This is a genomic window from Thermus sediminis (genome assembly GCF_003426945.1).
Lineage (GTDB): Bacteria > Deinococcota > Deinococci > Deinococcales > Thermaceae > Thermus > Thermus sediminis.
Map to the genome: position 1 here is coordinate 182024 of NZ_QURO01000004.1, position 19755 is coordinate 201778.

Here is a 19755-nt window from a genome sequence, read left to right on the forward strand (position 1 = left end):
GGCTCGGGGAGCCCAGGACGGGGCGTAAGCCGGGTTCTGTTTTACGCGGTCATCTCTCTAGGACCGGTGTCGCCACCGGCCTCGAGCGGCCCATCCCGCAGGTTTTGACGGGCCGGGCCAGCCCTTCCTGCCTACTGGGCCTTGCACCGGGTGGGGTTTGCCGTGCCCCAGCCTGTTGCCAGGCCAGGCGGTGGGCTCTTACCCCACCGTTTCACCCTTGCCCGCACCCCTTCAGGGGCCGCTGGCGGTCTCTTCTCTGTGGCACTTTCCGTCGGGTTACCCCGCCCAGCCGTTAGCTGGCACCCTGCCCTATGGTGCCCGGACTTTCCTCACCCAGGGGGAAGGTCCCCTAGGCGCGACCGCACCCCCGTCCTGGGGCGCTCATCATTTTAGCGAAAACCTGGGCTAAGGTGAAGGGGTGCAGCTTCCCTGGTACGCCCCCCTGCTCCTCCTCCTCGTGGCCCTTCTGGGCTTGGCGCTCTTGGGGCTCCTTTGGCTCCTTGGGGTTTTGGGCCTCCTTCTCGGCTTTGGGTACCTGGCCTGGCATAGGCTTCGCAGGAGGCTCTTCGGCCCCCGCTGGCGCCGCCTACCCCCGCCCCGCTAGGGCCCTTGCGCAAGGGGTTTCTCCCCGGTAGACTGGAAGGCGGTTTTCGCACGGCCAAGACCGTGCGGGAGGAGGCGAACGTGAAGGAAGGCATTCACCCCAAACTGGTGCCTGCCCGCATCATCTGCGGTTGCGGCAACGTCATCCACACCTACTCCACCAGGCCCGAGATCCACGTGGAGGTCTGCAGCAACTGCCACCCCTTCTACACCGGCCAGCAGCGGTTCGTGGACACCGAGGGGCGGGTGGAACGCTTTCAGCGGCGCTACGGGGACGCCTACCGCAAGGGGCGCTAGAGGGTCCTCCCACCGGGGGCCTCTGGGCCTCCGGTTTCCCCAGAAGATGACTGGCTGGAGGTCCGAGGCATGCCCCCGGCGTTGCACCCCCAGGGCTGGATTGAGGTGATTGCCGGACCCATGTTCTCTGGCAAGAGCGAGGAGCTGATCCGCAGGGTCAGGCGGGCCCTGATCGCCGGACAACGGATCCTGGTCTTCAAGCCCAAGCAGGATCACCGTTACCACGAGAGCCACGTGGTGAGCCACGACGGCCGGCAGGTGGCCGCCATCCCCGTGGGGAGCGCCGCCGAGATGGAGGCGTACCTGGAACCCCTACCCCAGGTGGTGGCCGTGGACGAGGTCCAGTTCCTGGACCGGGGCCTCTTGCCCCTGGTGGAGAGGCTGGCCGGGAGGGGGGTGCGGGTCATCCTGGCGGGGCTGGACCTGGACTTCCGGGGGGAGCCTTTTGGGATCATGCCGGAGCTTTTGGCCAGGGCGGAGTTCGTGGAGAAGCTTTCTGCCATCTGCCCCCGGTGCGGGGCCCCGGCCACCCGCACCCAGCGCCTGGTGAACGGAAAGCCTGCCCGTTACAGCGACCCCGTGATCCTGGTGGGGGCAAAGGAGCATTACGAGCCCCGGTGCCGAGCCTGCCACCAGGTGCTTCCCTAAAGGGGGAGGGCGCTTCCCTTCTTCTTCTTGAAGCGGACCTCAAGGACCCCCTGGCGCAAGGTGGCCTGGGCCGTGCCCTCCTCTATGGGTCCGGGGAGGTCCAGGGTGCGGCGGAAGGTGCCCATGGGCCTCTCCTCCAGGAGGTAGGTGCCGGGGAGGGGGTAGCGGACCCCGGCCAGGGTGATGCGGCTTCCCTCTTCCAGAAGCTCCAGGTCCTCGGGGCGGACCCCGGGGAGGTCCACCAGCAGGACGTAGTGCCCCTCGTCCTCCAGGAGGTCCACCCGGGGGGCCCAGCTGGCGGGTTCCTCGCCCGCGAGCTGGTAGGCCAGCTCGGCGATGCGCTCCTGTAGCTCCTTCAGCTTTCTCAGGGTCTCCAGGCGGTCTAGGGGCTCCAGCATGCCCTTAGCATAAGGGATGTGGAGGCCGTGCCCGTCCTGGCGGGGCCCACGGGGAGCGGCAAGACCGGCCTCGCCCTCCGCCTGGGGGAGGAGCTTGCCCTAGAGGTCGTCTCCGCCGACGCCACCATGGTCTACCGGGGCTTGGACATCGGTACCGACAAGCCCACCCCTGAGGAGAGGGCCCGGGTGCCCCACCACCTGGTGGACCTCCTGAACCCCAGCGAGGCCATGAGCGTGGCCCGCTTCGTGGCCTTGGCGGAGGCGGCCATCGGGGAGGTTTTGGCGAGGGGCATGGTGCCCCTGGTGGTCGGGGGGACGGGGTACTACATCCGCGCCCTCTCCGAAGGAATCCACGAGCTCCCCCCCCCGGACGAGGCGGTCCAGGCCGCCCTGTGGGAGGAGCTTTCGGCGAGGGGCCTCGAGGCCCTCCTCGGGGAGCTGGCCCAGGCCAGCCTCGAGGACGTGAGGAGGGTGGGGAGAAACCCCAGGAGGCTTGTAAGGGCCCTGGAGGTCCTCCGCCGCACCGGCCTTCCCCCGGCCCGCCACCCCAGGAGGCCCCCCCGCTTCCGCTACGAAAAGCTCGTCCTCTGGCCGGATAGGGCCTGGCTTTTCCCCAGGTTGGAGGAGCGGGCGAGGCGGCAGTTCGCCCAGGGGCTGGTGGAGGAGGTGCGGGGCCTCCTTGCGCGCTACCCCAGGATGCCCACGGCCCTCCAGGCCATCGGCTACAAGGAGGTGGTGGGCTACCTGCAGGGGGCGTACAGCCTGGAGGAGGCCCTCCTTCGGGACATCCGGGCGGTGAAGGCCTACGCCAAGAGGCAGTACACCTGGTTCCGCCGCGAGCCCGGGGCGGTGGTCTACCTGCCCCGGGGCGGGGAGGCGGCCTGGGGGGGCTTTCGGGACTGGCTTCGCCTCCACTTCCGGCTATAGTGGGGGCATGTTGGCCCACGAGATCCGCGCCCGGGTGGCCCGGGGGGAGGTGAGCCCCCTGGAGGTGGCCCAGACCTACCTCAAGCGGGTCTGGGAGCTGGACCATGGGCTTGGGGCCTTCCTCACCTTGAACGAGAACCTCTTGGAGGAGGCCAGGGGGGTGGATCCCGGCCTACCCCTGGCGGGCCTCCTCGTGGCCGTGAAGGACAACATCGTCACCAAAGGCCTCCGCACCACGGCGGGAAGCCGCCTTCTGGAGAACTTCCTTCCCCCCTACGAGGCCACGGCCGTAGCCCGGCTCAAGGCCCAAGGGGCCCTGGTCCTGGGCAAAACCAACCTGGACGAGTTCGGCATGGGCTCCAGCACGGAGCACTCCGCCTTCTTCCCCACCAAAAACCCCTTTGACCCCTCCCGGGTCCCGGGGGGAAGCAGCGGGGGGAGCGCCGCGGCGGTGGCCGCGGACCTGGCCCCCCTAGCCCTGGGCTCGGACACCGGGGGGAGCGTGCGCCAGCCTGCGGGCTTCTGCGGGATCTATGGCCTCAAGCCCACCTACGGCCGGGTGAGCCGCTTTGGCCTCATCGCCTACGCCTCGAGCCTGGACCAGATCGGCCCCATGGCCCGCTCCGCGAGGGACCTGGCCCTCCTCATGGACGCCATGGCCGGCCTGGACCCCCTGGACGCCACCAGCCTGGACCTCCCCCCGAGGTTCCAGGAGGCCCTAGGGGAGCCCCTTCCCCCCTTGCGCCTGGGGGTGGTGCGGGAGGGGCTTTCCGGGAACTCCCCTGGGGTAGAGGAGGCCCTGGAGGAGGCCCTGGCGGTCTTTCGGGGCCTGGGCTTTGACGTGAAGGAGGTTTCCTGGCCCTCCCTACCCCTGGCCCTCCCCGCCTACTACATCCTGGCCCCGGCGGAGGCCAGCTCCAACCTGGCCCGCTACGACGGGACCCTCTTTGGGGTGCGGGGGGAAGGGGAGGAGATCTTTGAGGTGGTGGAGGCCACCCGGGCCCGGTTCGGCCTCGAGGTGAAAAGGCGGATCCTGGTGGGCACCTTCGTCCTCTCCAGCGGCTATTACGAGGCCTACTACGGCCGGGCCCAAGCCTTACGGAGGCGCCTCAGGGCCGAGGCCCGGGCCCTTTTCGGGGAGGTGGACCTCCTCCTCCTCCCCACCACCCCCCACCCCGCCTTCCCCCTGGGGGGCCGCCCCGACCCCTTGGCCATGTACCGGGAGGACCTCTACACCGTGGGGGCCAACCTCGCGGGCCTCCCCGCCCTCTCCTTCCCCGCGGGGTTTGAAGGGCCCCTGCCCCTGGGCCTCCAGCTCCTCGCCCCCTGGGGGAAGGACGAGCTCCTCCTCAGGGCGGCCTTCGCCCATGAGGAGGCCACGGGGGGGGCCTTCGTTCGGACGCCCTTGGGAGAAGCCCTCTGATAGCCCATCCCGGCTAGGGCCAGGATGGGGATCCCGGTAATCCGGACTGGCCTTATGATGGACCCCGCCTTCCGCTACCGCCTGGCCACCCGCCTGGCCCGCCGCCTCCGGGCCGAGGGGAGGCCTTTGCCCCTCCCCGCTTTGGGGGAGGCCTTGGGCCTGAAGGGCCCCGTGGCCCCGGTGGTGGTCCCCCTTCTGGACGGCCGCTTCGTCCCTGGGGAGGAGGTGGGGCTTTGGGAGTGGCGCTACCCCTTCCCCCACCCGGAGGAGGCGGTGGTGGTCTTGGACCTGGAGACCACCGGTCTGGCCCCCGGCCTGGACGAGATCATCGAGGTGGCCCTGGTGCGCCTCGAGGAGGGGCACCGCCAGGCCTTCCAGAGCCTGGTCCGCCCCCACCGCCCCCCAAGCCCCTTCGTCCAGCGCCTGACGGGGATAACCCCGGAGGAGCTGGAGGAGGCCCCGCCTCTGGAGGACGTCCTCCTTCAGGCCTACCCCCTCCTGGAGGGGGCCACCCTGGTCATCCAGAACGCCGCCTTTGACCTGGGCTTTCTCCGGCCCGCGCTGGAGGGCCTGGGCCTAGACCTCAGGAACCCCGTGGTGGACTCCATCCGCGTGGCCAGAAGGGCCATGCGGGGCCTCAAGGGCTACGGCCTGGACGCCCTTTCCCAGGTCCTGGAACTCCCGCCAAGGGAAAAGCACCGGGCCCTTGCGGATGTGGAGCGCACCCTCGCTGTGGTGTACGAGGTGTATTATATGGTCACTTCAGGGAGCCCCCGCCCCCTGGTGGACCTGGGGAGATAGTATGACCACCCGCTATGTCTTGACCAGCACCTGTATCCAGACGGGCACCATGGCCCTCACCGCCTCCTTGCGCCAGCGCCTCCTGGGAAAGGAGCGCGTCCGCTTCGTGGACGAGGACGGGGAGGCCTACGAGGGGGAGGTGGACTGGAAAGCGGGCCTGGTGCGGGGCCTGGCCCCCTACTACGCCAAGCGCCGCCTGGCGGCCAATGAGGCCATCCTCCTCCACTTCCGGGGGGGGGAGGTGGAGCTGAAGGCCCTGCCCCGCGTCCCCCTGCGCCCCCCCCAGCCGGAGAGGCCCCAGGAGAAACCGAAAAAGGAGGAGCACCCGGCGCCGGAGAAGCGGCGGGTGCGGGTCACCCCCTACCCCAAGGAGGTGCTCTTCCCCCACCAGCCCAAGGTCCTGGAACCCCCCGGGATCACCGAGGACCTGAGGCGCCTGGGCTTCTTCCTGGAGGGGGGCCCCCCCTGGACCTACAAGGCCTCCTTGGGGCGGCGGCAGGTGGTCCTGGCCCTCCTGCGCCTGGGGGAGGGGGAGGCGGATCTCCTAAGGCCCTACCGGCAGCAGGGGGCCCATGTGGCCTTCCTGGCCCCGGAGTCGGAGAAGGAGGCCGTGCCCCAGGGGATGGGCCACCTCTCTCCCGAGGCGGTGAGCCGGCTGGTGCGCCTCAAGGCCCGCCTCCCCATCACTCCCTTGGACCTGGAGGACCTCCTGAAGGGGGGCCGGGTAGACCTCGAGGCGGTGGAAGCCCTGGAGGACCGCCTGTTGGCGGAGCTCTCCGAGAGGGGGGCCTTCGCCGCCTTCCTCCTCCTCCTCGCCAAGAAGCGCTTGGGCGAGGTCTTCCTCCTCCCTGACCTCGAGGCCGAGGCCCTGGAGGAAGGCCTCAGCCCCGAGGCGGTGCGCCAGGGGGTGGAGCTCCTCGCCCAGCCCCCCTTCCTCCTCCTCAAGCGGCTTTCCCCTGGGGAGTTTCTCCTCAGGCAGGAGGTGGAGGAGGCCCTCTCCGACCTCCAGGCCTTTTCCGAGGCGGTGAAGGGCCGTCTCAGCCGCGTCCGTGGGGACGCTTGATGGGCGAGGCCTCGCCCAGGGCCAGGTCAAAGCTCCTCTTGGCCCTCTCCTTCAGGGCCGCCACCTTTTCCCAGTCGGGGTAGCGTCCGTACATGGCCGCTTTGGAGAGCTTGATGGGGTCCCCGGGAAGCTCCTGGTAGTAGGCCCCGGCCTCCTTGGCGAAGGCGGCTACCTTGGGGTCGTAGGAGAGGGCGGCGAAGGGGGTGCCCGCCGCCGCTGCCAGGACCAGGCCGTGGAGGCGCATGGAGATTACGTACCCCGCCTGGGCCGCCAGGTAGAGGACCCGCCTGGGGTCGGAGGTCTTTTCCACCCGGTGATGGGGAAGGTTTTCCAGAACCTCGTCGTCGTAGCCCGGTTGCAGGAGGAGGACCAGGACCTGCCTCCCCTCGTGGAAGAGGTGGTTGGCCGTGACGTAGAGGGTACGCACCCCCTCCGGGCCCACCCCCGCCCGGGGGATGATCAGGACCAGCTCCTCCTCCCGCTTCACCGGGGGTGGGGTGAGGAGGAGGGCGGGATCGGCCCCTAGCTCGGCGGGAATCCCGAGCCTTTTGGCGTAGTCTAGGGAGTCCTGGTCCCTGAGGACCACCAGGACCCCTTTGAGGGCCTGCCCCACCTGCCTCTCCCCCCAGGGGGAGAGGGGGCCCAGGGACTGGTTGAAGACCACCACCCGCTTGTGGAAGGCCCGGGCTAGGCGCAAGACGCTGAGGTAGTAGAGGAGGCTTAGGCGGCTGGTGGCGTCCTGCAAGAGCCCCCCCCCACCTAGAAGCCAAAGGTCCGCCCGCAGGAGGGCCAGGGGGTTTAGGCGGTGGGCGGCCCGGATCCCGTGCTCCTCCCGGGTGCGCTTGGGGTCTCCCGAGAGGGCCAGGACCTGATGCCCCCTTGCCTTCAGCTCCCGGGCGATGGCCTCGAGGATGGCCTCGTCCCCGGCGTTTCTGAACCCGTAGTACCCCGCTACCCCGACCACCATGCCCTAAGCCTCCTTACCAGGATAACCCCAGCCAGCCCCAGGAGACCCCCTATGAGGACCCCGTTCACCACCCGGAAGAAGGAGACGGGAAGGGGGGTGTGGAAGTGGCTGAAGGTGTTGAGGATGGAGGCCGTGCCGATGGCGGCCAGGAAGAGGAGGCCGTTTTGCACCCACCGGGGCCAGGGGAGAAGGAGGGCCAGGGGAAAGAGGGCGTGGCCGAAGACCTCCTTGAAACGGGGGCGCACCATGAGGTTCTGGAGGAGGTCCCTTAGCCTCAGCTCAACCTCGGGGACCAAGGCGATGGGGGCCTCATTCCCCCGCCTCAGGAGGGCCAGGGCCACGAGGGCCAGGGCCACGAGGGCCAGGGCCACCTCCCCCAGGCGCAGGGGATGGGCGTAGAGGCGGACCAGCGCCTCTTTGTAGTTCTTTTCCAGAAAGCTCAAGGCCACCAGCAGGGGGGGGAGGAGGAGGGTGAGGGAGACCCCCTTGAAGGGGGCGAGGCCCAGGACCGCCTCCGGGGTGGAGCCCAAGGCGGAGAGGAAGACCGCCCCCGCCAGGGCGTACCCCAGGGTCCTGGCCCACATCCAAAGCCCATTCCTGGGGCCCAGAAACCCCAGGACAGGGAAGACCAAGGCGGCCAGAAGGGCACCCCCCTGGCCCCCTGCGTACCCCAGGGCCAGGAGGAGGAGGAGGAGGGCCAAAAGGGGTCCGAAGACGGGAAGCCCTAGGGCCAAAAGCCCCAACCCCGCAAAGACCCCCAGCCAGGCGAAGAGGCCCAGGGGGTTTGGGGTGAAGTCCCGGGGGCCAGGGTTGCCTATAGGGATGCCGCTCGCCTCTAGGCCCTCGCTGATGCGCTTTAGGAAGCGCCGGGTTTCCTCGGGGTAGGGGTAGGGCCTGAGGTAGAGGAGCTGGTGGCCTCGCTCCCGGGCCGCCAGCAGGTACTTGTCCGCGGCCTCCTCAGGAGCCAGTCTGAGCTGCCACTCGTAGGGCAGGCTGAAGAGCCTGAGGAGGCCGTTTTCCCGGAAGGCGCTCAGGCCGGGCTGGGGGGTGCCCTCGATGAGGGCCACGGGCACCCTGAGAAGGGCTTCGGCTTCCTTCAGACGGTAGGGGTGGCCCAGGGCCTCGAGGCCAGCGAAGACTACGGCCTGGGCCTCCGGGGGCACCAGGGGGAGGGAGGGGTCTAGAACCCGGAAGCGTTGGTTGATGGGCCGCGCGACGACGAAAAACCCCGCCTCCTGAGCCTTCCTTATCTCCTCCAGAGGGTAAAAGGCGGGGAAGACCTGCACGTCCAAGGGGAAGCCCAGCCAGGGGCCGAGTTGCTGCGTGGGCAGGGTGTAGGCCCGCTCCAGGAGGCTGAGGAGCCAAGCCTCCCCCTTGAGGTAGTGCCAGTCCCGTCTGGCGGGAAGCCCCGCCTCCACGAGCTCCCGCCCCTGGCGGTAGAGGAGGACTCCCTCGGCCACCCAGTCCCTGACGAAGCGTTCGGGGAAGGCCACTCCGTTTACCCCCAGGGTCCGGTACTCCAGCAGAACCTCCACGAGGCTCCTACCGGTGGCCTTGGCTTCCTGCCTGAGGGCCTCAGCATCCATGACCAGGGCCACGGGGCCAGGGCCCTCGGCCCTGAGCCTGGGTTCCAGGGCTAGGAGGGAAGGGAAGAGGGCGAGCAGAATGAGGAGGTTGAGGAGGGGCTTCATGCCACCCCCATCCAGGCCGGGTGGGGGAAGCCCTTGGCCGCGGGGTTCCGGCCTCCCCCGATCCAGACCGCGTTCCTGGGGTGCCAAGAGGGTTCCGCAAGGGCCTGGGATGGGGGCTTGACCCGGAGGAGGCCCCGCCCCTCCCCCCTTGGGCGGCGGATGGGGCCCCCGTGGGCCTGGGGTTCCATGAGGGCCCAGACCCCCTCGGGGTAGGGAGCCGGCTCATGGGCTTGGGGACGGTTCCCCTCGGATGAGGTTGGGCAGGGGAGGCCCACCCCCTGCCCCAAGGTCCAGGCCAGGGCGTCCCCCCTGCTGGCTGTCCTCTGGGCAATTCCCGTGGCTAAAGCCTTGGCCGCGTTCACCCCCCCATGATAAGAGGTGGGGAACCACCCTCCCCACCTTTTCCCTTGGACGGTTTGTGTGCCTGGGCCCCTCGTCCCGGTGCCGCCAGGTTGGGGTGGCGCTACCGGACCACCGCCGCCTGCTCCTGGGAGTGGCCGATGGTGGTGTCGTTCTCGGGGTCAAAGGCGTGGATGCGGCCCGTGTGCGCAAGAAGCTCCACCTGGGTCCCGGGCCGCACGGGGGCGTGGCCGTCTACCTTGGCCACCAGCACGGTCCCGTCCAGGTTCACATGGAGCTCGGTCTCTGCGCCCAGGGGCTCCACCACCTCCACCTCGCCCCGGATCACGTTCTCCTCCTCGGGGATCACGGTGTAGCCCTTGAGGCCCAGGTGCTCCGGGCGGATGCCCAGCCACACCTCCTTGCCGGCGTAGCGCCTCACCGACTGGGCTAGGACGGGGTTGGCCCGGATGCGGAAGCCGGGGGCCACCAGGTAGACCCTCTCCCCCTGGACCTCCACCCGGGCCTTGATGAAGTTCATGGAGGGGCTTCCGATGAATCCCGCCACAAAGCGGTTGGCAGGGAAGTCGTAGAGGTTCAAGGGCGTGTCCACCTGCTGGACCTCCCCGTCCTTCATGACCACGATGCGCTGGCCCAGGGTCATGGCCTCCACCTGGTCGTGGGTCACGTAGACCGTGGTGACCCCAAGCCGCCTTTGGAGCTTGGCGATCTCCGCCCGCATCTCCACCCGGAGCTTGGCGTCCAGGTTGGAGAGGGGCTCGTCCATGAGGAAGACCTTGGGCTCCCGCACGATGGCCCGGCCCATGGCCACCCGCTGGCGCTGGCCGCCCGAGAGCTCCCGGGGTTTGCGGTTGAGGAGGTGCTCAATCTTCAGGATGCGGGCCGCCTCCTTGACCCGGCGGTCAATCTCGTCCTTGGGGTAGCGGCGGAGGCGGAGCCCGAAGGCCATGTTCTCGTAGACGTTCATGTGGGGGTAGAGGGCGTAGTTCTGGAAGACCATGGCGATGTCCCGGTCCTTGGGGGGGACGTCGTTCACCAGGCGGTCGCCGATGAAGACCTTCCCCTCGGAGATCTCCTCCAGCCCGGCGATCATGCGCAGGGTGGTGGTCTTGCCGCAGCCTGAGGGGCCCACGAAGACCACGAACTCCCCGTCCTCCGTCTCCAGATTGAAGTCCTTGACCGCCACCACCTTACCGAAGCGCTTCCACACGTGCTCCAGCTTGACTTTGGCCATCCTTGCCTCCTGGCCCCACGCTTTGAGCCTTTTGGCCCATCGGGGGTGCGGGGGCATTTTACAACAAGTGGGGCTTTCACATGTTTTGCACGGGCACCCTTTAACCTTTAGGTGCCCGGAGACGGCGCTCCTTGCTAAGGAGGCGAGGCTATGTTGAAGGGGTTTAGGAACTTCATCCTGCGGGGCAACGTGGTGGACCTGGCGGTGGCGGTCATCATCGGCGGGGCCTTTGGCCAGGTGGTGAACTCCTTTGTGGCCGACGTGCTCACCCCCTTGATCGGGGCCTTGGGCGGGGCCACGGATTTCTCCGCCATCAAGCTAGGGCCCATCGCCCTGGGCAAGTTCATCAACGCCTTGGTGAACTTCCTCGTGGTCGCGGCCGCCATCTACTTCCTAGTGGTGACCCCCATGAACGAGGTGGCCAAGCGGCGGAAGGGGGAGGAGGCTTCCGCACCTCCGCCGGAGCCCCCGGAGGAGGTTAAGCTCCTCCGGGAGATTCTGGCCGAGCTCCGGAAGAGGGCCTAAGGCGGTTCCAGAAAAAAAGCCCCAGGAACCCAAGGCCGAGCTCAGGCCTGGGCTCCAGGGTCGCGGAGAGGGCGAAGGCGTGGAAGAGGGGGACCTCGAGGGCCCGCAAAGGGGCCCTAAAGAAGAGGTCCTTTAGGGCCTTTCCCTGGCCCAGGCCCAGGAGCAGGAGGTAGGGAAGGTAGGGCCAGGGCCCCGTGGGGAAGCCCAAGGCGGAGAGGCCCAAGGCGGCGAAGGCCAGGGCCCGGGCGGGGGGAAGGGGTTTTAGGCCCAGGGGGCGGAGCTCTTCCCACATGGGGACCTCCTCCCCGGGCCAGGGGGCCTTGAGGAGGAGGAGCCTCTTCCCCTCGTGCCCGCCCAGGTAGGCCTCCGGCCTGGGGGCCACCCCCAGGGGGAGGAGGCGGGCGGGGTCCTCCTTGAGGGCTTGGAAGAGCTCCGGGTCCAACGGGAGGCCGTCCACCAGGAACCAGGTGTGGGGCCTGCCCGAGAGGAGGAAGCCCTGGGCCCGTTCCACCCTGTGCCCCCGGTGGGCCAGGATGCCCGGCCAGGCCTCGGGGGGTTCCCGGAGGAGGGCCGCCTTCCAAGGGGGGTCGTGGGCCAGGGGTTCGGGCCTTAGGGCGAAGCGGACCTCCAGGGCCTCCCCCTCCTCCAGGGCAAAGCGGGCCAGGAAGTTGCCGGAGGCCTGGTACATGGCCTCCGCCCGGCGGGAGAGCCAAAGGTCCATAAGCCTTTGGCCGGGGAGGTCTTGGGGAAGGGGTAGGGCGTAGCTGCCTGCTTGCAGGGCCCGAAAGCGCAGGGCGAAGCGCACGGGAAACACGATACACTTTTCCCATGGACTGGCTCCTCACCCCTGGTCCCGTGCGCCTCCACCCTAAGGCCCTGGGGGCCCTCGCCCGCCCCCAGCTCCACCACCGCACCGAGGCCGCCCGGGCCCTTTTCCTGAAGGCGCGCCACCTCCTCAAGGAGGCCTTCCGCACGGAAGGGGAGGTCCTCCTCCTCACGGGAAGCGGCACCCTGGCCATGGAGGCCCTGGTACAAAACCTCTTCGCCCCTGGGGAGAGGGTCCTGGTCCCCGTTTACGGCAAGTTCTCCGAGCGCTTCGCCGAGATCGCCGAAAGCGCAGGGCTCCAGGTGGAGCGGCTGGACTACCCCTACGGGGCCGTTCCCCGCCCCGAGGACGTAGCCCGAAGGGGGTTTGAGGGCCTCCTCCTCGTCCACTCCGAGACCTCCACGGGGGCCCTGGTGGATCTCCCTGCCCTCGCTCAAGCCTTTAGGGGGGCAAACCCCGAGGGCCTGGTGGGGGCGGACATGGTGACGAGCCTCCTCCTAAAGGAGGTGGCCCTCGAGGGCTTTGGCGTGGACGCCGCGGCCTCGGGAAGCCAGAAGGGCCTCATGTGTCCCCCAGGCCTCGGCTTCGTAGCCCTTAGCCCCAGGGCCCTCTCCCTCCTCAGGCCCCGGGGGTACTACCTGGACCTCTCCCGGGAGCTTAGGGCCCAGCGGGAAGGGGAGAGCGCCTGGACCCCGGCCATCAACCTGGTGGGGGCGGTGGCGGCGGTCCTGGAAGAGGTCCTTCCCAACCTGGAGGCCCATCTGGCCCTAAAGGCCTGGCAGAACGGTCTCCTCTACGAGGTGGGGGAGGGCTTGGGGCTTAGGCCTGTGCCCGAGGTCCGAAGCCCCGCCGTGGCCGCCTTTTACCTGCCGGAGGGCGTGCCCTACGGGGCGGTGAAGGAGGCTTTCGCCAAGCGGGGGGCGGTGATCGCTGGGGGACAGGGGCCCCTCAAGGGGAGGATCTTCCGCCTCTCCCTCATGGGCCACTACGACCGCTACGAGGCCTTTGGGGTGGCGGCCCTCTTCCGGGAGGCCTTCAGCGATATTCTTCCAGCCTCTTAAGCATTTCCTCCCGGGTGTAGACGGCCCGGGCCCCACCCACCAGCTTGGGCCGGGTCTTGGCGGCGATGAGGACCGCCTCGCCCAGCTTGCGTACGGAAAGCCTAAGGGGCACGGCCACGGGGCGGAGGTGCATGCCGATCAGAACCCCGCCGATGTCCATCCCTCCATGGGCCCTGGCCCTCAAGGACTCCACCATCACCGGCTCCCGGAAGCGGAGGAAGGCGGCGGTGGCCAAGGCTCCCCCCGCCTTGGGGTGGGGGAAGACGGTGACCTCCTCCAGGCCATAGGCCTCCAGGGCTCCTCTCTCCACCACTAGGGCGCGGTTCAGGTGCTCGCAGGCCTGGACGGCCACGAAGACTCCCCTCTCCAACAGGGGAGGTAGGAGGCCCTCCAGGATGGCCTCCGCTGCAGCCAAGCTGGGCCTCGAGCCCAACCTCTGCCCCAAGACCTCGCTGGTGGAGCCTCCCAGGACGAAGAGGCTCCCCTTGGGCATGGGGAAAAGCTCCAGGTACTCCTCCATGGCCCTTCTGGCCTGCTGGCGAAGCTCCTCCACGCTCCAAGCCTATACCTAAAGGGCCAGGTCTAGTAGGATGAAGAGGAACATTCCCAGGCTCACGCCCACGTTGGCCTGGAAGAAGGCCAGGTCCACCCGGGAGAGGTCCTCGGGGGAGACCAGGCGGTGCTCGTAGAGGAGGAGGGCCCCCACCAGGGCGAGCCCCAGGTAGTAGAAGGCCCCGGCCCCGTAGGTGAGCCCTGCCAGGAGGAGGGAGAGCCAGGCGAGAAGGTGGCTTGCCCGGGCCAACAGGAGGGCCTTGGGGATGCCGAATCGGGCGGGAATGCTCTTCACCCCATAGGTCCGGTCAAAGGCGTAGTCCTGGGTGGCGTAGAGGATGTCAAACCCGGCGATCCACAGGGCCACCCCCGCCCAGAGCCAAAGGGCGGTGGGGGCGAAGCTCCCCGTGACGGCGATCCACCCCCCCACCGCCGCCGCCCCAATGGTGAGGCCCAGGACATAGTGGCAGAGCCAGGTGAAGCGCTTGGTGTAGCTGTAAAAGGCGAGGAAGAAGACGGCCACAGGGAGGAGCCTGGCCGTGAGGGGGTTCAGGGAGAGGCCGGCGTAGACGAGGAGGGCCAGGCCCAAAAGGGCCAGCAGGAGGGTTTCCCAGGGCTTCACCAGGCCCCGGGGGAGGTGGCGGTTCTGGGTCCTAGGGTTCAGGGCGTCTAGGGGCCAGTCTATGAGCCGGTTCAGGGCCATGGCCATGGTCCTGGCCCCCACCATGGCCAGGGTTACCAGGAGGAAGGTATGCCACCCCGGCCACCCCCCCGCCGCCAGGAGCATCCCCCCGTAGGCGAAGGGGAGGGCGAAGAGGGTGTGTTCAAAGCGGATGAGCTCCAGGTAAAGCTTGAGGCGGCTCACCCTCGGCGTACCTCGAGGATCCGGTTCCGCTCGTCCACCAGGACCACGGTGGGCTTGAGGCTCCGGGCCTCCTCCTCGTCAAAGACCCCGTAGGCCACCAGGATAACCAGGTCCCCCGGGCGCACCAGGTGGGCCGCGGCCCCGTTGATCTTGACCTCCCCCGAGCCCCTTTTCCCGGGTAGGGCGTAGGTGGTGAGCCGGGCCCCGTTGGTGATGTCGTAGATGTCCACCTGCTCGTAAGGGAGGATGCCCGCGGCCTCTAGGAGGTCCTGGTCCACGGTCACCGAGCCCACGTAGTGGAGGTCGGCCTCGGTCACCGTGGCCCGGTGGATCTTGGCGTGGAACATCACGCGCCTCACGAAAGGGGAGTTTACCCCGCCTCCTCGGGCTTGGGAAGCGTGCCCTCCACGAAGAGGGTCTTGGCCCCGGTGTAGAGGACCTGGCCCAAAGCCGCCTTTCTGGGCCGCCAGACGTGCTTCTTCCGGGTGTAGTCCACGGGCACCTGGGCCTCGCCCCGGGCCTTGGAGTGGTAGGCAGCGAGCCTAGCGGCGAAGAGGAGGTCCTCTAGGGGAGGGTTTTTCCCCTCGGCCTTTAGGATCACATGGCTTCCCGGCACCCCCTGGGCGTGGAACCACAGATCTTCGGAATGGGCCAGGCGGGTGAGGAGATCGTTCTCCTTGGCGTTGCGGCCCACCAGGACGGCAAAGCCCGAGGGGGAGGTGTAGCGGAGGCCGACCCGGGTCTCCCGAGCCTCCTTGGGCCGTTTGGCAAGGGCCAGGAGCTCCTCCAGGTCAGCCCCCTGGAGCCGGGCCATCTCCTCCTCCAGGGCCTTCACCCTGGCCTCGGTCTTGGGGATGAGGTCCAGAGCCCTTTCCGAAAGTTCCTCCAAGCGCCTTGTCCGCTCGTAGAGCCTCTTCGCGTTCTCCTGCGGGCTCAGGGCGGGGTCTAGCGGGATCTCCACAGGCGCGCCGTCAAACCCGGGGAGGACCACCCGGTCCGCCCCCCTGGGCACCTCCTTGAGGCGGGCCAATAGCAGGTCCGCCATGGCCCTAAGCCTCGCCGCCTCCTCTAGGCGCTCCAGGGCCTTCTGGTAGTCGGCAAGCCTCGCCAGGAGGGTCCTTTTCTCCCTTTCCAGGGCCTCGAGGAGGGGCCTCCTCAGGGCCTCCTTCTCCTCCTCGGCCCACCTCTTCCTAAGCTCCTCGGAGAGAGTCGTGCGCAGGGAGGGATCCTCCACCAGGCCCTTGAGGGCCCTATAGACCCGCCCCACTCCCTCCTCGTCCAGGGGGGTTTCCGGGGTGAGGCCCGCCCGCCGGGCCAGCTCCCGCATGAGCTCGAGGCCCACGCCGTCCACGAAGCGGACGATCTCCTTTAGGGGCTTCCCCAGGAGGACCCTGAGCTCTTCCTCCTTCAGGGTCCTGGGGTCCAGCTTGGCGTAGGGGGGCGGGGGGGTGTAGGGGAGGCCGGGGCGGAGCTCCCGGTAGCGGTTCACCTCCTTGGTGATGACCCGGTCCACCCCTAGGATGGTGCCTCCCTCGTCCAGGAGGAGGAGGTTGGCGTTCCGGCCCGTGGCCTCAAAGGCCAAGACCGAGGGGGGGGTGTCCACGAAGCCCTTCTCCCCAGCGAAGCGCAGGAAGACCACCCGATCCAGCTTGAGCTGCTGGGCTTCCAGCAAAGGGCCCTTCACCCGGGAAAGGAGCTGGCGTTGAAAAGGGGTTTTGGGCTCCCCAAGAAGGGTCCCCTCCTCCAGGACCAGGCTGGGGGAGGGGGGGCGGTAGCGGAGGACCAGGTTGAAGATCCGCCCCCCCCGCCCCTTGAGGAGGAGGGCTGCTGTGCCCTCATCGGGGAAGGCCAGGCCCAGGTTAGGGACGGGGAGCTCAGGCGCGAGCTCCTTAAGGACGGCGTGGATCAGGAGACCTTCCATTTCCTGAAGGCCACCAAAAAGGCCGTGTGCCCCACCTGCTGGAAGCGAGGATGGGCCACGGGCAGGCGCACCTCCCACTCCCGCCAGCCCACCTCCAGGACCCTTTCCAGGGCGAGGGGAAGGCCCTCGGCCTGGGCGATGAGCTCCAGGGCCTGGGTGATGTTGGGGAGGTAGGCCACGAGGAAGCGGTCCCTCTTCAGGGCCTCCACTGCCTGCGGGAGCACCCTCCAGGGCTCCATCAGGTCCAGGGCCACGCCGTCGTAGGCTTCCTTTTCCAAGGGGGCCTCCTCGAGGCCCCCCTCGTGGAAGCGGATGTTCTCCACCCTCCAGAAGGCGCGGATGTTCTCCACCGCCTGCTTTAGGTGCTGGGGACGCCTCTCGTAGGTGTCCACGAGCCCCTCAGGCCCCACCGCCCGGGCCAGGAAGAGGGTGAGCCCCCCGGAGCCCGTCCCTGCCTCCAGGACCCGCATCCCTGGGCTCAGATCCAGGAGGGTGAGGATGGCGCCCGCGTCCTTGGGGTAGGTGGGGGTGGCGCTCCTTTTCATCTGGAGCACGTACTCCTCCAGGGTGGGGCGGTGGACGGAAAGCTCCTCTCCGAGGTGGGTCTTAACCCTCCCCCCGGGGCCGGCCTCGAGGAGGGCCTCGTGGGGGACCATCCCTCGGTGGTGGTGGAAAACCCCACCCTTCCGCGCCTTCACCAGGAAGGCGCGGCCCTTGCTGTCTTTGAGGAGCAAGAGCTCACCCCCCACCCCGCCCACTTTAGCGGGCGGGCTCCAGGTAGTCCAGCACCTGGCCGAGGTCAAGGGTGTCCACCAGGGGCCACACGCCCTTCGTTGGCTGCGGCTCCGGAGAGTAGGAGGACGGGTGGACTAGGCAAAGTGGCCTCCGGACAGATCGTCCACTGGGACATGATCTGCACCGACTTCCTCAAGAAGGCGAGGAAGGGGGTCTACACCCCCAAGGGCCTGGAGAAGGGGGCTGCTTCTCCTCCGGAAGTTGGTGGAGATGGGGGCCGGCAATGGGGTGCCCGTCAACCCAAAGCACGTGCCCCTTTTGAGGAAGGCCCAGATGGTCGTGGGGGGCAAGAAGGGGTTCGTGCCCCGAGGACCGGAGGGAGGTGGTGCCGAAAGGCTAGCCTGGGGGAGCTCCTCGCCACGGAGTGGGCGGCCCCTGGGGGGCGGGAGACCGGCCAGGGGAGCCCAAGCGGGGCTCTCCTTCAGGGCTTGGGCAAAGAGGGGCGGGGAAGACCTTCCCTTCGGTTTGATCTAAAGGCTTCGGAAGACGGCCTCGAGGACTTCCAAACCCATGGCCGCCTCCTCGCGGCTCAGGATGAGGGGCGGGGCCAGGCGCAGGGCGGAAGGCCCGGCGGCGAGGACGAGGAGCCCCTTCTCGAAGGCCAGCCTCTGGGCCTTGTCCCGGAGGTCGGGGCGGGCCTCCTCGGGGCTCCCGAAATCCAGGCCGATCATCAGGCCCCGGCCCCGCACCTCCCCAAGGAAGGGGAAGCGCCTTTGCATCCCCTTGAGCTCGGCGAGGAGGAAGGCTCCCACCTCCTTGGCGTTTTCCATGAGGCCCCCCTCGAGGAGGTCCAAGGTGGCGTGGGCCGCCGCCGCCGCCACCGCCTGGCCGCCGAAGGTGGTGCCGTGGGCCCCAGGCCGCCAGCTGCCTAGCTCCTCTCGGAAGAGGAGGGCGCTTAAGGGATATCCCGAGGCCAGCCCCTTGGCCAAGACGTAGACGTCCGCCTCCAACCCCTCGTGTTCCAGGGCGAGGAAACGCCCCGTGCGCCCGGCCCCGGTCTGGACCTCGTCGGCCACCAGGAGGATGCCGTGCCGCTCCAGGAGGGCCTTAAGCCTGGGAAGGAAGCCCTCTGGAGGCAGGACATACCCCCCCTCGCCCTGGATAGGCTCCAAGAAAAGAGCGGCCACCTCCTCCGGGGGCAAGGCGGTGCGGAAGAGGTGCTCCAGGTGGTTCAAAACCACTTCTCCCACCGCCTCGGGCCGGGCCCCCAGGGGGGGGCGGAAGGGGTCGGGGAAGGGTACGTGGACCACCCCGGGGAGGAGGGGGCCGAAGCCCTTGCGGTAGGCGCTCTTGCTAGCGGTGAGGGAAAGCGCCCCCAGGCTCCTTCCGTGGAAGGCCCCGGTGAAGGCCAGGAGGTAGGGCCTGCCCGTGTGGTACCGCACCAGCTTGATGGCGGCCTCTATGGCCTCGGCGCCCGAGTTGCCGAAGAAGACCCGGTAGCCCCTGCCCACCTTTTCCACCAGGCGCTCCGCCAGGGAGAGGGTGGGCTCGTGGGTGAAGTCGGAGAAGCAGACGTGGGCGAACCGCTCCGCCTGGGCCCTGACCGCCTCCAGGACCTTGGGGTGGGCATAGCCGGTGGTGTTCACGGCGATGCCGGCCATGAAGTCCAAAAAGACGTTTCCGTCCACGTCCTCCAGGAAAACCCCCTCCCCCCGGGCGGGGACGAAGGGATAGGGGCGGACGTAAGATGGGGAGAGGACCCTTTCCCCCCGGGCAAGGAGCTCCTTGGCCTTGGGCCCCGGTAGGGGTGTCCTCACGCTGGGCTTCATACGGGGCCAGTCTACCAAGGCCCAATGGGCTTTCCCAGCTCAAGTTTATGCGCCGTTACCCTTGGGTTTAGAGGAGCCCTTGCCGGGTCAGGTGGGGCTTGGCGTAGAAAAGGGTGAGGGCTGTGGAGGCGTCTTGGATTTCCCCCGCCTCAAGGAGGGCATAGAGTTCTTCCAGGGGAAGCTCCACGGGCTCCAGAAGCTCTCCCTCCTCCAGGGCAGGGGGGCGCACGATCCTGGACTCCAGGGCCAAGAACGGGTGAAAGACCACGGCGGTAAAGGAGGGCTGGGGGTGAAATTGGGGAAGGGCTAGAAGGGTTCCTGCCTCAGCCCCCACCTCCTCCAAAAGTTCCCTCCTCGCTGCCTCCTCGGGGTTTTCCCCCGCGTCTACCTTCCCCGCGGGCACCTCCAGGAGGAACCTTCCCGTGGGGTGGCGGTACTGTCGGACGAGGAGGGCCGTGGCCTCCCCGGTCACGGGCAGGACGAAGCTGGCCGCCACGGGCCCCGGGCGGTAGATGTAGGTGATCTCCTTGCCCGTGTGGGTCCTTAGGCGCTCCCGCACCAAGCGCACGGGCTCGGAAAGGATCTCCTCCAGGGAAAGCCGCTTCCAGGGGCTCATCGCGTCATGCGCTCAATGACCCGGCGCACCTTCTCCCCCGGGGCCCTGGGACCTAAGGCCTTGGTCACGGCCCCGATGGCGGCCAGGGGGGTCTTGAACTGGGAGAAGTCAATGTGCTCCCGGATCCAGGCCTCCAGCTCCTCCTCGGACATCTCCTTGGGGAGGAAGCGGTCCAGAAACTCCACCTCAAAGGCGTTCCCCTGCTCCAGGGCGATCTCCTTGAGGGCCCTTAGGACCTTGACCGCCTCCTCGTCGGGGAGGGGTTTGCCATCCCCCTTGCGGTCCAGCTCCGCCTTGACCACCCGGGCGAAGTCCAGGGTCTTCCCGTCCCGGGCCTTCATGGCCTCCTTGATGGTCTCCTTGATGGCCTCGTAGATGCCCATGCCCTTCAGTCTAGCGGGTAGAATCCTCTC

The 19755-nt window shown here is 68.5% G+C and carries 23 protein-coding genes and 1 other RNA gene; 9 read left to right on the forward strand and 15 right to left on the reverse strand.

Annotated elements, in window-relative coordinates; genetic code table 11:
• Positions 1-9 precede the first annotated feature (9 nt).
• An RNA gene (gene rnpB, locus ATI37_RS01660) (RNase P RNA component class A) lies at positions 10-375 on the reverse strand.
• 43 nt (positions 376-418) lie between these two features.
• Between rnpB and ATI37_RS01665 the strand changes: the two genes are divergently transcribed.
• From ATI37_RS01665 to ATI37_RS01675, 3 genes are all read left to right on the forward strand, one after another.
• Entirely contained in the window at positions 419-604 is a 186-nt protein-coding gene (locus tag ATI37_RS01665; protein WP_117236826.1) for a hypothetical protein, read from the forward strand.
• A gap of 80 nt (positions 605-684) precedes the next feature.
• Positions 685-900: a 50S ribosomal protein L31 gene (gene rpmE, locus ATI37_RS01670; RefSeq protein ID WP_117238477.1), complete on the forward strand. Its 216-nt coding sequence runs from the start codon at positions 685-687 to the stop codon at positions 898-900.
• A gap of 69 nt (positions 901-969) precedes the next feature.
• Positions 970-1548 (forward strand): thymidine kinase, encoded by a 579-nt coding sequence (locus ATI37_RS01675; protein ID WP_117236827.1) that lies wholly within the window; start codon positions 970-972, stop codon positions 1546-1548.
• On the opposite strand, the gene ATI37_RS01680 is transcribed toward ATI37_RS01675, so the two are convergent.
• Positions 1545-1946 (reverse strand): Hsp20/alpha crystallin family protein, encoded by a 402-nt coding sequence (locus ATI37_RS01680; RefSeq protein ID WP_117236829.1) that lies wholly within the window; start codon positions 1944-1946, stop codon positions 1545-1547. The genes ATI37_RS01675 and ATI37_RS01680 overlap by 4 nt on opposite strands.
• An 18-nt stretch (positions 1947-1964) precedes the next feature.
• Between ATI37_RS01680 and miaA the strand changes: the two genes are divergently transcribed.
• From miaA to ATI37_RS01700, 4 genes are read left to right on the forward strand one after another with little or no spacing between them, the layout of a single operon-like run.
• Positions 1965-2873, forward strand: coding sequence for a tRNA (adenosine(37)-N6)-dimethylallyltransferase MiaA (miaA, locus tag ATI37_RS01685; RefSeq protein WP_117236830.1), 909 nt, complete (start codon positions 1965-1967; stop codon positions 2871-2873).
• A gap of 7 nt (positions 2874-2880) precedes the next feature.
• Positions 2881-4296 carry an Asp-tRNA(Asn)/Glu-tRNA(Gln) amidotransferase subunit GatA gene (gene gatA / locus ATI37_RS01690; protein WP_117236832.1) on the forward strand — a complete coding sequence of 472 codons (1416 nt, stop codon included), beginning with the start codon at positions 2881-2883 and terminating at the stop codon, positions 4294-4296.
• A 57-nt stretch (positions 4297-4353) separates the two neighbouring features.
• On the forward strand, positions 4354-5097 hold the full coding sequence (locus ATI37_RS01695) for a 3'-5' exonuclease (protein WP_117238478.1): 744 nt from the start codon (positions 4354-4356) through the stop codon (positions 5095-5097).
• A 1-nt stretch (position 5098) separates the two neighbouring features.
• Positions 5099-6160, forward strand: a complete 1062-nt coding sequence (locus ATI37_RS01700; protein ID WP_117236833.1) for a hypothetical protein — start codon at positions 5099-5101, stop codon at positions 6158-6160.
• Here the strand turns inward: ATI37_RS01700 and csaB are convergent.
• The 4 genes from csaB to ATI37_RS01720 all read right to left on the reverse strand — a co-directional run bounded on the left by csaB (position 6135) and on the right by ATI37_RS01720 (position 10412).
• Positions 6135-7127: a polysaccharide pyruvyl transferase CsaB gene (csaB, locus tag ATI37_RS01705; protein ID WP_117236835.1), complete on the reverse strand. Its 993-nt coding sequence runs from the start codon at positions 7125-7127 to the stop codon at positions 6135-6137. The genes ATI37_RS01700 and csaB overlap by 26 nt on opposite strands.
• Entirely contained in the window at positions 7112-8818 is a 1707-nt protein-coding gene (locus ATI37_RS01710; protein ID WP_117236836.1) for a DUF5693 family protein, read from the reverse strand. Before ATI37_RS01710 ends, csaB begins: the two co-directional genes overlap by 16 nt.
• The gene (locus tag ATI37_RS01715; protein ID WP_117236838.1) at positions 8815-9180 is read right to left on the reverse strand and encodes a hypothetical protein; all 366 of its coding nucleotides are present in this window, start codon (positions 9178-9180) and stop codon (positions 8815-8817) included. Before ATI37_RS01715 ends, ATI37_RS01710 begins: the two co-directional genes overlap by 4 nt.
• Before the next feature lie 101 nt (positions 9181-9281).
• Positions 9282-10412, reverse strand: coding sequence for an ABC transporter ATP-binding protein (locus ATI37_RS01720; protein WP_117236839.1), 1131 nt, complete (start codon positions 10410-10412; stop codon positions 9282-9284).
• 150 nt (positions 10413-10562) lie between these two features.
• Here ATI37_RS01720 and mscL point away from each other — a divergent pair, with 150 nt between their 5' ends.
• Positions 10563-10937: a large conductance mechanosensitive channel protein MscL gene (mscL, locus tag ATI37_RS01725; RefSeq protein WP_117236840.1), complete on the forward strand. Its 375-nt coding sequence runs from the start codon at positions 10563-10565 to the stop codon at positions 10935-10937.
• Here the strand turns inward: mscL and ATI37_RS01730 are convergent.
• The gene (locus tag ATI37_RS01730) at positions 10891-11742 is read right to left on the reverse strand and encodes a hypothetical protein (protein ID WP_117238479.1); all 852 of its coding nucleotides are present in this window, start codon (positions 11740-11742) and stop codon (positions 10891-10893) included. The genes mscL and ATI37_RS01730 overlap by 47 nt on opposite strands.
• Positions 11743-11765: 23 nt before the next feature.
• Here ATI37_RS01730 and ATI37_RS01735 point away from each other — a divergent pair, with 23 nt between their 5' ends.
• On the forward strand, positions 11766-12824 hold the full coding sequence (locus tag ATI37_RS01735) for a pyridoxal-phosphate-dependent aminotransferase family protein (RefSeq protein WP_117236841.1): 1059 nt from the start codon (positions 11766-11768) through the stop codon (positions 12822-12824).
• Here ATI37_RS01735 and ATI37_RS01740 read toward each other — a convergent pair.
• The 8 genes from ATI37_RS01740 to ATI37_RS01780 form a co-directional block, all read right to left on the reverse strand.
• Positions 12799-13344, reverse strand: coding sequence for a TIGR01440 family protein (locus tag ATI37_RS01740; protein ID WP_408646674.1), 546 nt, complete (start codon positions 13342-13344; stop codon positions 12799-12801). The two genes, ATI37_RS01735 and ATI37_RS01740, sit on opposite strands and share 26 nt — an antisense overlap.
• A gap of 48 nt (positions 13345-13392) precedes the next feature.
• Entirely contained in the window at positions 13393-14241 is an 849-nt protein-coding gene (gene mqnP, locus ATI37_RS01745) for a menaquinone biosynthesis prenyltransferase MqnP (protein WP_117236843.1), read from the reverse strand.
• On the reverse strand, positions 14238-14588 hold the full coding sequence (gene panD, locus ATI37_RS01750) for an aspartate 1-decarboxylase (protein ID WP_117236844.1): 351 nt from the start codon (positions 14586-14588) through the stop codon (positions 14238-14240). The genes mqnP and panD overlap by 4 nt, the downstream gene beginning before the upstream one ends.
• A gap of 23 nt (positions 14589-14611) precedes the next feature.
• On the reverse strand, positions 14612-16162 hold the full coding sequence (locus ATI37_RS01755; protein WP_117236845.1) for an Rqc2 family fibronectin-binding protein: 1551 nt from the start codon (positions 16160-16162) through the stop codon (positions 14612-14614).
• Positions 16147-16920 (reverse strand): tRNA (adenine-N1)-methyltransferase, encoded by a 774-nt coding sequence (locus ATI37_RS01760; protein ID WP_117236846.1) that lies wholly within the window; start codon positions 16918-16920, stop codon positions 16147-16149. Before ATI37_RS01760 ends, ATI37_RS01755 begins: the two co-directional genes overlap by 16 nt.
• Before the next feature lie 507 nt (positions 16921-17427).
• Complete coding sequence (locus ATI37_RS01770) at positions 17428-18726, reverse strand: acetyl ornithine aminotransferase family protein (protein WP_117236848.1); 1299 nt, start codon at positions 18724-18726, stop codon at positions 17428-17430.
• Between the two features lie 67 nt (positions 18727-18793).
• On the reverse strand, positions 18794-19342 hold the full coding sequence (locus tag ATI37_RS01775) for an NUDIX hydrolase (protein WP_117236849.1): 549 nt from the start codon (positions 19340-19342) through the stop codon (positions 18794-18796).
• Complete coding sequence (locus ATI37_RS01780) at positions 19339-19725, reverse strand: GatB/YqeY domain-containing protein (RefSeq protein WP_117236850.1); 387 nt, start codon at positions 19723-19725, stop codon at positions 19339-19341. The genes ATI37_RS01775 and ATI37_RS01780 overlap by 4 nt, the downstream gene beginning before the upstream one ends.
• Positions 19726-19755: the final 30 nt, after the last annotated feature.